The sequence below is a fragment of the Atopobium sp. ICM42b genome (genome assembly GCA_000564995.1).
Classification (GTDB): domain Bacteria; phylum Actinomycetota; class Coriobacteriia; order Coriobacteriales; family Atopobiaceae; genus Lancefieldella.
Window position 1 is genome coordinate 1 of record JDFH01000023.1, and the last position, 12,776, is coordinate 12,776.

The window sequence follows — 12,776 nt, forward strand, 5'->3', positions numbered from 1 at the left end:
TTCTTTTTGCGGTCTTGAATTCTCATTGCTAGTGCAACAACAAAAGACAAGGTAGTGACCCATGGGTCTACAATGGCGCTTACGACAACGTTCATTGAAAGGATTTCCATGGGTCACTATAGCCATCTTAGCATTGAAGAGCGCGAAGACATTATGGTCTGCTGGAAAAATCATGAAAGTATAAGCCAGATTGCTCGTAAGCTCGGACGAAACAAATCAAGTATTTCGCGAGAGATTAAAAGAAACGGTTGGACAATCATTGGAGTGGCGCATCTTTGTTACAGAGCCTCGACTGCCCAGAGAAAAACCGATGTTCGACGCCAGGCTTGCAAGAAACGCACCCTACTCGATGATCCAAGCCTTCGTGCACGTATTGTCTTTCTTATCTGTAGTCGCCACTTCTCACCTGAGCAGATTGCAGGCAGACTACACTTAGAACTTTCCTACGCTCCTGTCAGCTGTAGCACTATATATAGAGCCATACACTCAGGGAAACTAGACTGTGAACTTCCAGGTGTACAGTCTGTACGTAGAAGACTTAGACACCGAGGTAAACGACGACATACAAAACACCTCATAGAGCGCAGAGGCAAAATACGAATAACTCATGAACTTGTCGAAAGACCAAAAGAGGTTGCAGATCGCCAACGTATTGGAGACTGGGAAGGAGATACCGTCATCGGTAAAGCTAAAGGGCCACGCCTGGTCACACAAGTTGACCGTATGAGCGGCTACCTTGTTGGTGGAAAAGCTGCATCAGGGTCTAGTGCCGATGTCAATGTAGCTATACAGCAAGCTTTGAGAGGTGAAGTAGTAAAAACTATAACGCTTGATCGTGAATCTGAGTTTGCCCGAGCAGCAGAGCTTCAAGAAGCTATTGGAGTAAGTATCTACTTCTGTCTTCCACATCATCCCTGGCAAAGAGGCACCAATGAAAATACCAACGGTCTCATCAGAGAGTATTTTCCAAAAGGCACAGACCTCTCATCGATTAGTGATAGAGAGATTGAGGCAGTATATAATGAACTCAATTTAAGGCCACGTAAGCGTCTGGGTTGGAAGTGTCCTTGGGAAGTCTACCATCACCAAACGTTGCACTTGCTTTGACAATTCAAGAAATTGGAGTTATGTAGATGACAATATTTAGAAATTTTGAGAACTACAAAAAAGAAATAAAACTAGCGTCCATTCAAAATGCTTGCGTTGAAATGGAATTATATTCTATAGTGGCAAGTTTAATTAGAGAATCAAAAAATAAGTGTAAATTATCAATACGTGATGTAACTAGTAGAAGAAAAACTAAAATTTCGAAAAAATATTATGGAGAATCAGGTTTTCCTGATTTTATTGTACTTGATCAAAAATTTGAAAAATCAGAAATTCTGGGATGTATTGAGATTAAAAGGCCTTATAAAGTAATAGATGAAAATGATAGTCAGATAATAGGACATTTAAAATCATTCAAAAGAGTAATATATACTAATGGAATTGTATGGCTTTTTAGAGGGTTTAACGATGATACTAGTAGGGATATTATTCTTGGGACAAAAACTAAAAATAATGAAATAGAATGGAAAGAACAAAAAAGTTGGGATGATTTACTTCGTAAAATTGACACATTAAAATGGTATTAAGCATAAGACAAATTCCAGTTTGTCCAAATCATTGAATAACTTTAATGTTGAACTATGCACCTGTAGTGTCATATCGTTTTCGGATGCTAGCGAGCTCTGGGGTTTAAGTGAGTCCGCTCTGCGTAAAGCTGTTGCATACGGCAAGATAGTTCCAGGTGTGGATGCCCGCAAGTATGGCAAGCAGTGGATTGTTGACCGTGATGCTATGTTGCGCGAGTACGGCAATCCCGTGTGCTAAAAGCTGCAAATACTCAATTTAAGATACTGTCCATTTCAGTGGACAGTATTTTTATGTCATTACATAGACTGGTATTTCTATAAAGTGTGATGTTTTAGTAGACCTCGTGAGATGGGAGTATCAATGGAAAAACAAAGTTCAGATAACCTTGTATGTCCTAAATGTAACAGTACAAATGTTTCTTTTTGAGACAAGCTGCGACCCTCTCATTAAAGTCCTTTCATGTAAGCCCATGGTTCAATCATGCAGAATTGTACATTCATGCTTAATATGAAATAATATTCAGCATAAATGTACAATTTGGAAAGAGGGCTGCCATGACCTTAATCGAGATTGCGAAAGGCCAGAATGGCTACGTATCTGCATCGCAGATCACTGCCGAGGGCATTCCCAGGAGAAAGCTTGCCGAAGCTGTCGATAAGGGAGAGCTTGTTAAGGTTGAGCGCGGTCTCTACGCTCTTCCGGAGACATGGGAGGACCCATACCTCGCCGCTCAGCACCGGTTTTCGCGCGGCGTATTCTCCGATGACACGGCACTGTTTCTGCACGGCATGACTGACCGCGCACCCTTTTCCCTCACCATGACGTTCCCTAGAGGCTACAATGCCACACCCGTCAGAAAGGCAGGGATAATCTGCCGTACCTGTGCCGATGAGGTGCTTGAGCTTGGACTGGTAGAGCTGACTACTCAGCACAGCAATATTGTTAGGGCATACGATCCAGAGAGAACACTTTGCGACTTGGTCAGGGGTAAGGGCACAGTTGACTCGCAGATTGTTATTCCGGCGACGCGGGCTTATGTTAAAAGTCCAAAGAGAAATGTAGAGAAACTAGTTGAGTACGCGCGTAGACTTGGCGTTGAGAAGAAAATCCGAAATTACCTGGAGGTGCTGCTATGAGGATGAAGAATGCTATGCAGCGCAAGGCACATGTGAATAACATAGCCAAGGAGGCAGGCATCTCTACACAATGCGAAGAGTTTTTAATAATGAATCATGGATGAAATCACGATATCGTGATATACTTGTTAAAAAGGAAGGATACAGATGCCTACACTTGCAAGGTTTTACGGGATAGTTATACGTATGTATTTCTTGGGATCAGAGCACAATCCACCGCACATCCATGCGATTTATGGTGAGGATACTGCAGCTTTTGACATTAATTCGGGTGAGGAGATTGATGGTAGTCTGCCGACTCGCGCTGCTTGTATGGTGCGCGAGTGGATAGAGATTCACCAAACTGAGCTTCTTGATATTTGGGAGACGCAAGAATTTAAGAAAATTGATCCGCTCGTCTAAAGGAAGCAGATTATGAAATTCCATAAGATAAAGGATGTCTCTGCCCTGACAGGCTTAAAGTTGAGTGTTCAGTTTACCAACGGCACCACAAAAATCTACGATGTAGCTCCACTCATGAGGCGTTTTTCTGCTTTTAAGCTTCTGAAAGATGAATCGCTGTTCAGAGACGTAGAGGTTGATCAGGGAGGTTACGGCATTATCTGGAACGATGACCTTGATCTCTCTTGTGACGAGTTGTGGGAGAACGGAATCGAGGTCGTGACGCCCTTTGATGGACTCATATCGTTCTCGGACGCTAGCGAGCTATGGGGTTTAAGTGAGTCTACTTTGCGTAAAGCTGTTGTATACGGCAAAATAGTTCCAGGAGTGGATGCTCGCAAGTATGGTAAGCAGTGGATTATTAACCGTGACGCTATGTTGCGTGAGTACGGCAATCCTGTTTGCTAGGGACTACAAATATACAACCTCAGATACTGTCCATTTCAGTGGACAGTATTTTTTATGTCATTACGTAGACTAGTATTTCCATAAAAGCGTGTCTTTTAGTAGAAATCGTGAGATGGGAGTACTAATGGAAAAGCAGAGTTCAGATAGTCCCGTATGTCCTAAATGTAATAGTACGAATGTCGCAAAATATCTTTGGGGTTTACGACTGCTGGACGATCAATTAGAGCGTGATCTTGAAGAAGGTCGTGTCATTTTAGGAGGCTGCGTTGTATGTGTAGATGCCCCCAAGTTCCATTGCAATGATTGCAAGTATGATTGGAACTAGCTGTATTTATGAATTTTGCCGGTATCGGCAATAAATGGCCTCCTTTGCTATAATAAGCTCACCAGTTTTTTGCCGATAGGGAGGTGAAGCTCGATGGGATTTCTTTCTGCAGTAGAGATTGCTGAGCTCTGGGGCATATCTGAGAGAAGTGTTCGCAATTACTGTTCAACAGGTCGCGTACCAGGCGCTTTTCTCGTGGGAAAAACTTGGAACATTCCAGCCGATGCAGTAAAACCTTCTCGAAAAAATGCCAAAACATCGTCAACAAGTCCGCTGCTTTCGCGCTTGATTGAAGAAAAGACCTCAAAAATAAAAGGTGGCATTTATCATAAGCTCCAGGTTGAGCTTACCTATAACTCTAATCATATTGAGGGCAGCAAGCTCTCCCTTGATCAGACGCGCATGATTTTTGAAACGGCTACTATCGGTGTTGAAGGAGATCCTGTTCGCATTGATGACATTGTAGAAACTCAGAACCACTTCCGCGCTATCGATTACGTGATTGACCATGCAAAAGACCCTCTTACAGAGGTCACCATCAAAGAACTCCATCGCATTCTAAAAACGGGAACTACAGATTCTGTACAGGACTGGTTTGCTGTTGGAGATTACAAACGCCTACCAAATGAGGTTGGTGGGCGAGAAACCACTCTTCCAGAAAATGTTGCTAAAGAGATAAAGTTGCTGTTAAAGGCTTATAACTCAAACAGCTCTCATTCCTTTGAAGACATCGTTGATTATCATGTTCGTTTTGAGCGCATTCACCCATTCCAAGACGGCAACGGGCGTGTCGGCAGGCTGATCATGTTTAAAGAATGCCTTGCTCATGACGTTGTTCCGTTTGTCATTTATGATGATATGAAGTCTTTCTACTATCGTGGGCTCTCTAAGTGGGATAAGGAGAATGGCTATCTTCTTGATACGTGCCTTACGGCTCAGGATAGATTCAAAGCAACGTTGGATTACTTCCGAATTCCGTACGGTGATAAGTAGGTTTAACTGCTTTTCTTGTTTTAACGTTACAGTGCTTAACGAGACAGGCAATCGTAACTCCGAGCACAGTGTTTGGCAGTACTTTGCCGTGCTACCCGACATTAAGTCCGTTGGTGTAATGGGTGATGAGCGCACGTATGCTCGTCCAGTTATCCTGCGCGCTGTTGAGTCCAGCGACGCTATGACCGCTGACTGGGCAAAGCTGCCGTATGAGCTGCTGACTCGCATTTCTTCTCGCATTGTTAGCGAAGTTGCTGGTGTTAACCGCGTAGCCTACGACATCACTCCAAAGCCACCTGCGACCATTGAGTGGGAGTAGGCCGATAGGGTTCTGACCTGCGATTTTGAGTGCCGCACTGTGCCGCTGAGTTTCGTTTCGTACGAGAGTCATGACAAAGCCACCAGCGACGGAGATGAGTAAAAGCGATTAAAGAGCCTCCGTTCCCTGCGTTGGGACGGAGGCTCTTTCTTTGCCGTTTTACTCCCTTGTCTCCGTTCGGGGATTATTTCTTGCTCATTTAGGGCTATTCGCGCTGAAAGATTTTGACTAGCTTGGTGTCCTTTATTTCGTAGACAATGTCTGCGACGTTCTCGACCAGCCTCTTATCGTGGGAGACGAACACTATCGTTCCGGCATAGGCGCTCATCATCTGCTCGAGGGCTTCGGCGCTCTTGATGTCCAGGTAATTTCCAGGCTCGTCCATGAGCAAGATGTTGTATCTGCCCAGCAGCATCTTCGCGAGTAGCAGCTTGATGACTTCGCCTCCCGAGAGAACGCCAACGTCCTTTGTCAGGTCGCGCGGTCCGATTCCCATAGAGGCGAGGATGCCTCGAATTTCGGTCATGCTGTACTCGCAACCATCCTGCATGAACGAGATCGCAGACTGACGGGCGTCGAACTTGTAGCCTGTTTGCTCGAAGTAACCGATCTCTGCCTTGGGAGAGATGTTGATACCGTCGGCGCGTCGAGCGATTGCCTTCAGCAGGCTGGTCTTTCCTGTACCGTTGCCACCGGTGATGGCCACTTTGGCACCGAGCGGTATCTCGAATTTCGCGTGGTCATAGAGCATGCAGTTGCCGAAGCTCAAGCTGAAATCGTCTGCCGAGATGGGAAATTTACTATGCAGTTCCAGGGCCTTGCTCTGGCGGAACCGCACGGCGCGAATGCTATCTGGGGCCTCAATCCCTTCGAGCGCTTCGAGGCGCTTCTCCATGTCCTTAGCCGCCTGGTACATCCTCTTCTGTTTGGTGCCGGTTGCTTTCTGATGCCCCAATCGACCTGCATACTCGTTGCTTTTTTTCGCAGCCTTCCGCTTGGCGTCGACCTGCCGTGCTTTTTTCCGTTGTTTTTCGATGGCGGCTTCGAGGCGATCGCGCTCGCGCATCGCCTCTTCGTATCGAGTCGCCTGAGCTTTGCGCTCTTCTTCTTTCTGTCGCAGATAGTCGGAGTAGTCACCCCAGAATTCGGAAATACCGCCGTCTTTGAGCTCCCAGATCTTGTCTACCACCTGGTCGAGAAAATGACGGTCATGGCTCACGATGAGCAGAGCCCCATCAAATGCCTTGAGTTGTCCGACGAGAAGGCGGATGCCGTCTTGGTCGAGGTGGCTCGTAGGCTCGTCGGCGAAGATCGCGCTTGCATGCTGGGAGAGTGCAGAGGCAATCTTGGCGCGTGTTTCCTCCCCGCCGCTCATCGTCTCCTGCGCCACTCCGGCGACGTTGAGACGGGAGAGCATCTCACCACTGTCCTGAGCCGCATCAAGGTCGAGTTCATCGAGTTGGCCGATGAGGGCAATGCTGCCGAAGCGCCTGACGTCGGCGTCCGCAATGGTAAGATTGCCGCTCAGAATTTTAAGCAGGCTGGTTTTGCCTGCGCCATTGTCTCCCACCAAGCCGATGCGATCGTAGGAGTAGATTTCCAACTCTTCGATATCTAGGATATCGCGGCCGGCATATTCCAAAAAGATGTCTTTAGCTTTGACTATGAGTTCCATAGGTTGAACCGCCTTTTGTGTATTAGCGTTTTACTGGAAGCGCAGCCATGCCAAAAAAGATTGCTCACGTCGATTTTTCGCCTTTGCCCAATTGCCGGCGCGAGCGTTTTGACCTTGCGCAAGCCGGCAAATCCGAAAATGATAGTTGGCGACGAATAAGGAGCGCGATGCGGAATGTCGGTGCAATACCTCGTCGTCGCAAGGGCTTGAAGGCTGACGCTTGAACCGATGGCTGCTGCCTCTTTTTTTCGAATACTTGGGCTATTGAATCTGCCCGGTATCTCTTTTCCCCGCGTTTCGGACGCTCGGAGCAAGCAGCATAGCCATCGCAAGCAGTACCATGGTCGCTCCAGAGCCGACGAACCATAACGGAGCTCCAAGCAGATCCGCAAAAACGGAGGGGGCTGCGAGGCCCATGGGCATGGCCCACGCCATGATGGTTCCGTAGAGGCCGAAAACGCGGCCTAGGTACTCAGGAGGTATCTGCTCCTGCATAAGGGCAGTCTGGGTTCCCGCGTACAACGGGGAGCATGCGCCCATAAGAAAGCTCACCGGCAGGAAAGCAGCGAACAATGACGGGCCGAGCGATCCGGATACGATTGCGGCAATGCCGAAGCCGGCAATCGCGGCGACCATGGTGAACGACCTATTGCGGAACCCTCCCGTGGCCGCCAAAATGCCGGACCCAGCCAGCATGCCTGCAGAAAAAAGGATTTCCACCAAAGCGGCATCCCCCGTGCTACCGCCAAAATGCCCCAAGGTCATTATTGGGAACAATGCCGCGAGCGGAGAGAACGCGAAAGCGAAGACGAACCCGCACCAAAGAAGGGCGAACAGCCCCCTGTACTCCCTAATCAGCTTGTAGCCGTCCGAAATCTCAGAGAAGAGCTCTCGAACCTTATTGGAAAAGGACAAGCTGCGGTCGGCTTCATCGAGGCCCCCTGCGTCTATCTGTGCGGCGAGGACGGCTAAAGAAGCGAAAAGCGCTCCCAGCACGTCGAGGACAATCATAGCGGTAATGCCCGCCACGGGATAAATCACTGCTGCAAGCGCGGCGCCAAGAATGTATCCGCCGGACTGAATCGCCTGAGTCACCCCCGATAGGCGAACGAGATGCTCTGGCGGGGCGAGATGGGGCGTGAGAGATTGGGAGGCTGGCGTGTAGAACGAAGTACCAACTGCACGGAGAAACAGGGCGATGAGAATTAGCCATGCAGGTAAGCTGCCGGCCAACGAGGCAATCGCCAAGGCGGCACCCACCGCGGCAATGAAGAGGTCGGCGCCGATGAGGACACGTTTCAAAGGCAGTCTGTCGACAACGGCGCCCGCAAGGATTCCGAACAAAGCAATCGGCAGAAAGCCTGCCAGCGATGCTAAGGAGAGGAGAGAAGACGACCCTGTCGTGAGGGCGAGATGCCAAATAAGACCCATTTGGAGAATCGAACTCGTCAATGTCGAAACGAGCTCCCCGCCCCATACGAAACAAAGCTTGAATTGCCATGAATGGCACAGCAGAACAGACCTGCCCCGAGAGGTTTCAAATATCATGGTTATGTCCAATCGTGAAATGGCGTGCAGAAAAACAGCGCGACGCCACAACAGCGCCGCTTTCTAGGCGCTCATCCACGTGCGGAAAAGACCAACCACGACACCCCTCCTTTGTTAATTCGGTCTGGCAAACCATGTAATATTAACGAGGCTTGAGTTTGCCTGTCAAGAATCGAGCATCGGTAAGGGCAATCCTCTCTGGCCATTCGATTCCTTTTGTATCTTTGGTTGCATAGGTGACCCGCCAGGGCTATTACGCGTGGAAGAGGCGCCTGCCGAGCTGGCCGATGAGGCGCTGAAGATGGCCCTGGTCAGGCGAAACGATCCCAAGGGATGCGTACATCATTCGGATAGTAAGAATGTTGCCAGCAGGTTTTGCGGCAACCGCAAAGGAGCCGTATCCTGCAGCTGGAATCACGTTGCAGCATCCTGACCCGCATTCCGATTGGCGGACGGCCCGCTTCGGCATCCTGACCAGCACAGCGATCGAGCCTTGTCATTCCTTGGATATGCCGGTTGCTCGGGGCGGTCCCGACGGAGGCCCTCGCCTCCCCGGTCCGTGACCCAAGAAGGGCAAGCATGCTGATCTGCATGGCTGGTTCCTCCTTTATGTAGACGACCATGCAAAGAAGGGACAACCGAGGAGGCAGGTTACTGATGCGGGCTCCCGCACGCCCATGACTACCCGACGGGCTGTTTTTCATCTCCGATGCCCGCATTGCAGCATGAACGAATGTGCCTCGACATCTCTGCTGGCATGGTACGACTGGGATCGCACCTCGACGCATCCTTGCGCATACTGCCTTCCAAGTTTCGAAACCGGGAAGGAAAGTGTATGTGAGCGACGATATCGGCGCCGATTCGACGCTCGAGAGGGAGATTGCGCCGATTCTATCCATCGGGGATGCATTCCCGAAGATTCTCATCACTCGCACGAGGCATGAGCCCCATACCCGGGAGGGCGTGCTCGTGCTGAATTTCGCGAGGTGGCTGCTTGGCGGGTAGGGTTCTGAACGTCGCATTGGGATATCGCGCGACAGGGCACGCAGGGCTGTTTGTGCCCGCACGGGAAACGCCGTCGCCATGCGGGCGGCCTGTCGTGTCCGATTAGCCTTTTGCTAAACAGGCTTACGCCAACTCATGGGCAAGCCACCTGAGACTATTCACTTTGCTTATCGTTGACAAAGACCTGTGGCCTGCGGTTTTGTGAACGGCTCGTAAGCCACCCGCGTCGACTCACTTACTGTTGAAGCTGGTGGTTTGCAGGCTCAAAGGCGGTTGAGTTTCAAAACGGGCGTTTTTCGGCGATATCGAGCCTCCAAAGGCGGCTCTCCGTGCCCCTTGGGACAAAAATAAAAACTCAATACTCTGAGTTTGAAAATGGTTTTTGAAGTTGTCCCAGCTTTTGTCCCCGAAGCCGATGAAACGCGACGTCGCGTCATTCAGCGGCACTCACTTCGAGATGCCGCCGAAAACTGGGTGCAACTGGAGTGACGAGACGGCAAAACTATAACCACCGAGTGGGAGTAGTTGAAATCTAGCGTTTTCGAGTCCCTGACCTGCACCAACGAGTCAGGAGCTTTTCGTTTGGCAACCTCTGGGCAACCCTTACGGCCACATGCCGTGACTCGCATCAGCCCCAATCAAAGCCCGCGATGCCTCTGCTTGCGCTGCCCGAGCGTGGAAATCCGGACGCACGAGCGTGGATTTTCGGACGTCTGATGAATGAGAGTAGATAATCTACCGTTTTGAGGGTAGTGTCGCGAATGTTGATGTAGGGCTCGGTTCTCGAGGGTGGCCGCAGGCTGCCCGAGGAACCGAGAATCACCTGGAATGCCGTCGTTCTAGCGCATGTCACGCCGCCTTCCCGCCGGCAACGGGGTTGTCGGCCACGACGGGCGCGATGATCTTGGCCGCGCGCTCGGCGGCGGTGCCCTCGCAGGCGTGCACGGGCGCGTTCGCCTCGGCGCCCTCCACGGCCCTGCCGATGGAGTCGTTGTTGAACCAGCGGCGCCCCGCCCAATCCTCGTCCGTCTCGGCGAACACGCCGTTGGCCACCATCCCGGACACGGCGGCGACCACGGCGCGGTCGACGCGCGAGCAGCGCTCGATCAGGTCCTCGGGGAAGCAGCTCCCCGCGCACAGCTTCGGGATCCTGGGGTTGATGGTGCCCGCGCTGGTGGTGAGCCTGCGCTCGCGGTATCCGTTCCCCTGGTTGCCGGCCTCGCAGGCCTCGTCGGCCCGGGCGTCCACGATCTCGTTGACCAGGGATTCGGCCATTATCCTCAACAGCTCGGAGAGGTTGACCATGCCGTCGTCGAATCTGGGCATCTCGGCCCCGTCGCTCGCGATCTCGTGTATATTGTCCATATGCGGTTATTGCCTTTCTACGAATCCTGACTTCAGCAATTAGAATTCTAGGCGATAATCGCTTCCTGCTTTCTGCAGCCAGGGAAGCGGTCCCTTACACCAACATTCGGCACGCGATCGGCAGTTATGGCAAATTCTATCTACAAACCAGTCTCATTAGAGGTTGGAAACATACTCAAAGACGTGCAGACAGGCAAGATCGGCTTGCCGGATCTGCAGCGTCCCTTTGTCTGGAAGAACGACAAGGTTCGCCAGCTCCTCGACTCCATGTTCCGAGGATACCCTATCGGCTACATCATGCTCTGGGAGTCCCCGGCTGACTACAGCGAGAAGAAGTCCTCTATCGGCACCAACACCAAGATCTATGAAGCCCCGAAGGAACTCGTCATCGACGGCCAACAGCGCCTCACTGCCCTGCTTAGCTCGCTCTATGGTGTGCGGGTTAAGGACAAGGACTTCAAGGAGCGCAACATTCGAATCGCATTCGATCCGATAACGCACGTTTTCGAGAATGCCGACGCAGCCACCGACAGGAATCCGAGATTCATCTCATCGGTCAGCGAGGTCTTTACCGCAAACAGAGAGAACAAGCTCAGAACCTTCAGGAAGTCCTTTATTCGTCAATTGAATGAAGGTAATGCAAAGAAAGGTGAACCCGAACTGACAGACGAGGAAGAAGATCTTATCGAGCAGGGCATAAACGCCCTCCTTGGATTGGAGCGCTACTTGCTCCCAACCCTTGAAATCACTTCTGATGCTGACGAGGAAATGGTTTCGGACATCTTCGTGCGCGTCAACTCCCAGGGTCAATCTCTCAAACAGGACGACTTCATCATGACCCTGCTCTCCGTCTATGAGCCCGAAATGCGCTCTCGCATCGAGAAGTTCTGCGCGGACAGCCATGTTCCCGCCGATGGCACCTCTTACAACCATCTCATAAAGACATCTGCAACTCACATCATCCGTGCAGCCGTCGGACTCGGGTTCAAGCGCGGGCGCCTTCGCTATGCGTATCAGATTCTTCGTGGCAAGGATCTCAAGACCGGTGAAACTTCCCCCGAGACGCGCGCAGAAAACTTCGAGAAGTTCGGCAAGGCCGTGGATTGCGTTCTTGATTTGAATAATTGGAAGGCATTCCTAAATACATTGGGTGAAGCCGGCTACATAAGTTCAAGTCAGATTACGTCTGAGAACGCGTTGATTTTCAACTATGCTTTCTATCTGATTGGCCGTTACGAATTCAAGATGGAGCCTCTGGCTATTAAGAAGCTCGTTAGACGTTGGTTCTACGCTTCCAACCTTACGGCCTTCTATGTTGGCTCATTCGAGTCCGACTTCGAGAAGCAGCTTAACGAGGTCTCTGAGCTCAAAACTGCTGAAGAGTTCATCGCCTACTTCGACAGAAGTATCGCCGCACTGATGACAGACGACTACTTTTCCCTCACCCTGCCAAACGACCTCAACGCCAACGAAGCTACCGGCCCAAGCTGGCAAGGCTTTGTGGCTGCACAAGTTGTCCTGGGATACAAAGCCCTTTTCAGCACCGTGCCGGTTTCGCAACTCATATCCGATGGAGCCTCTGGCACAAAGAAGGCAGTGGACAAGCACCACCTCTTCCCCGACAACTATTTGAAAGAAGCGGGCTATCTATCTAACCGTAGCAACCGTGCTAACTTCACGTATGCGGACTATGGGAACAACATCTACATTTCCGATGATGCCCCTTCCGTGTATGTCGCAAAATACCGCAACGAACTTGGCGAAGAAGCCTACATAGAAGCATGCAAGCAGCATGCATTACCTACAGGCTTCGAAAACATGGACTATGAGGAGTTCATAGCAGCGCGTAGAGGCTTAATGGCCCAACTAATCAAGAAGGGCTTTGAGAGGCTGTAAGGAGTCGAAATGAAAGTCTCATCGCTTGAT

The 12,776-nt window shown here is 50.5% G+C and carries 11 protein-coding genes and 2 pseudogenes; 10 read left to right on the plus strand and 3 right to left on the minus strand.

Annotation, left to right across the window (positions count from 1 at the left end; translation table 11 throughout):
* Positions 1-108 precede the first annotated feature (108 nt).
* The 8 genes and pseudogenes from HMPREF1493_RS05865 to HMPREF1493_RS05895 all read left to right on the plus strand — a co-directional run.
* Positions 109-1,107 carry an IS30 family transposase gene (locus HMPREF1493_RS05865; protein WP_035428600.1) on the plus strand — a complete coding sequence of 333 codons (999 nt, stop codon included), beginning with the start codon at positions 109-111 and terminating at the stop codon, positions 1,105-1,107.
* 26 nt (positions 1,108-1,133) lie between these two features.
* Entirely contained in the window at positions 1,134-1,634 is a 501-nt protein-coding gene (locus HMPREF1493_RS05870; protein ID WP_035428601.1) for a hypothetical protein, read from the plus strand.
* A gap of 19 nt (positions 1,635-1,653) precedes the next feature.
* Positions 1,654-1,872 (plus strand): helix-turn-helix domain-containing protein, encoded by a 219-nt coding sequence (locus HMPREF1493_RS06980; RefSeq protein ID WP_232215524.1) that lies wholly within the window; start codon positions 1,654-1,656, stop codon positions 1,870-1,872.
* A gap of 317 nt (positions 1,873-2,189) precedes the next feature.
* Positions 2,190-2,771: a type IV toxin-antitoxin system AbiEi family antitoxin domain-containing protein gene (locus HMPREF1493_RS05875; protein WP_035428602.1), complete on the plus strand. Its 582-nt coding sequence runs from the start codon at positions 2,190-2,192 to the stop codon at positions 2,769-2,771.
* 147 nt (positions 2,772-2,918) lie between these two features.
* Positions 2,919-3,173 carry a DUF4160 domain-containing protein gene (locus HMPREF1493_RS05880; RefSeq protein ID WP_035428604.1) on the plus strand — a complete coding sequence of 85 codons (255 nt, stop codon included), beginning with the start codon at positions 2,919-2,921 and terminating at the stop codon, positions 3,171-3,173.
* Between the two features lie 12 nt (positions 3,174-3,185).
* Positions 3,186-3,620, plus strand: coding sequence for a DUF2442 domain-containing protein (locus HMPREF1493_RS05885; protein WP_035428606.1), 435 nt, complete (start codon positions 3,186-3,188; stop codon positions 3,618-3,620).
* Between the two features lie 418 nt (positions 3,621-4,038).
* On the plus strand, positions 4,039-4,938 hold the full coding sequence (locus HMPREF1493_RS05890) for a Fic family protein (protein ID WP_035428607.1): 900 nt from the start codon (positions 4,039-4,041) through the stop codon (positions 4,936-4,938).
* Positions 4,939-4,975: 37 nt separating this feature from the next.
* Positions 4,976-5,257 (plus strand): annotated as a pseudogene (locus HMPREF1493_RS05895) (GMP synthase (glutamine-hydrolyzing)); the annotation flags it as partial.
* Between the two features lie 205 nt (positions 5,258-5,462).
* Here HMPREF1493_RS05895 and abc-f read toward each other — a convergent pair.
* Positions 5,463-6,932 carry a ribosomal protection-like ABC-F family protein gene (gene abc-f / locus HMPREF1493_RS05900; RefSeq protein WP_005987409.1) on the minus strand — a complete coding sequence of 490 codons (1,470 nt, stop codon included), beginning with the start codon at positions 6,930-6,932 and terminating at the stop codon, positions 5,463-5,465.
* Positions 6,933-7,193: 261 nt separating this feature from the next.
* Positions 7,194-8,480 (minus strand): MFS transporter, encoded by a 1,287-nt coding sequence (locus tag HMPREF1493_RS05905; protein WP_005987410.1) that lies wholly within the window; start codon positions 8,478-8,480, stop codon positions 7,194-7,196.
* An 837-nt stretch (positions 8,481-9,317) separates the two neighbouring features.
* On the opposite strand from HMPREF1493_RS05905, the gene HMPREF1493_RS07050 reads away from it, so the two are divergent.
* The gene (locus HMPREF1493_RS07050) at positions 9,318-9,485 is read left to right on the plus strand and encodes a hypothetical protein (RefSeq protein ID WP_157966984.1); all 168 of its coding nucleotides are present in this window, start codon (positions 9,318-9,320) and stop codon (positions 9,483-9,485) included.
* A gap of 1,038 nt (positions 9,486-10,523) precedes the next feature.
* Here HMPREF1493_RS07050 and HMPREF1493_RS07175 read toward each other — a convergent pair.
* Positions 10,524-10,850: pseudogene (locus HMPREF1493_RS07175) on the minus strand (transposase); the annotation flags it as partial.
* A 126-nt stretch (positions 10,851-10,976) separates the two neighbouring features.
* Here HMPREF1493_RS07175 and HMPREF1493_RS05915 point away from each other — a divergent pair.
* Positions 10,977-12,746, plus strand: coding sequence for a GmrSD restriction endonuclease domain-containing protein (locus HMPREF1493_RS05915; RefSeq protein ID WP_035428611.1), 1,770 nt, complete (start codon positions 10,977-10,979; stop codon positions 12,744-12,746).
* Positions 12,747-12,776: the final 30 nt, after the last annotated feature.

What these genes read in the sequence shown, in the direction of transcription:
- HMPREF1493_RS05865 (WP_035428600.1), top strand. Translation starts at nt 109, where the DNA reads ATGGGTCACTATAGCCATCTTAGCATTGAAGAGCGCGAAGACATTATG.
- HMPREF1493_RS05870 (WP_035428601.1), top strand. Translation starts at nt 1,134, where the DNA reads ATGACAATATTTAGAAATTTTGAGAACTACAAAAAAGAAATAAAACTA.
- HMPREF1493_RS05875 (WP_035428602.1), top strand. Translation starts at nt 2,190, where the DNA reads ATGACCTTAATCGAGATTGCGAAAGGCCAGAATGGCTACGTATCTGCA.
- HMPREF1493_RS05880 (WP_035428604.1), top strand. Translation starts at nt 2,919, where the DNA reads ATGCCTACACTTGCAAGGTTTTACGGGATAGTTATACGTATGTATTTC.
- HMPREF1493_RS05885 (WP_035428606.1), top strand. Translation starts at nt 3,186, where the DNA reads ATGAAATTCCATAAGATAAAGGATGTCTCTGCCCTGACAGGCTTAAAG.
- HMPREF1493_RS05890 (WP_035428607.1), top strand. Translation starts at nt 4,039, where the DNA reads ATGGGATTTCTTTCTGCAGTAGAGATTGCTGAGCTCTGGGGCATATCT.
- abc-f (WP_005987409.1), bottom strand. Translation starts at nt 6,932, where the DNA reads ATGGAACTCATAGTCAAAGCTAAAGACATCTTTTTGGAATATGCCGGC.
- HMPREF1493_RS05905 (WP_005987410.1), bottom strand. Translation starts at nt 8,480, where the DNA reads ATGATATTTGAAACCTCTCGGGGCAGGTCTGTTCTGCTGTGCCATTCA.
- HMPREF1493_RS05915 (WP_035428611.1), top strand. Translation starts at nt 10,977, where the DNA reads ATGGCAAATTCTATCTACAAACCAGTCTCATTAGAGGTTGGAAACATA.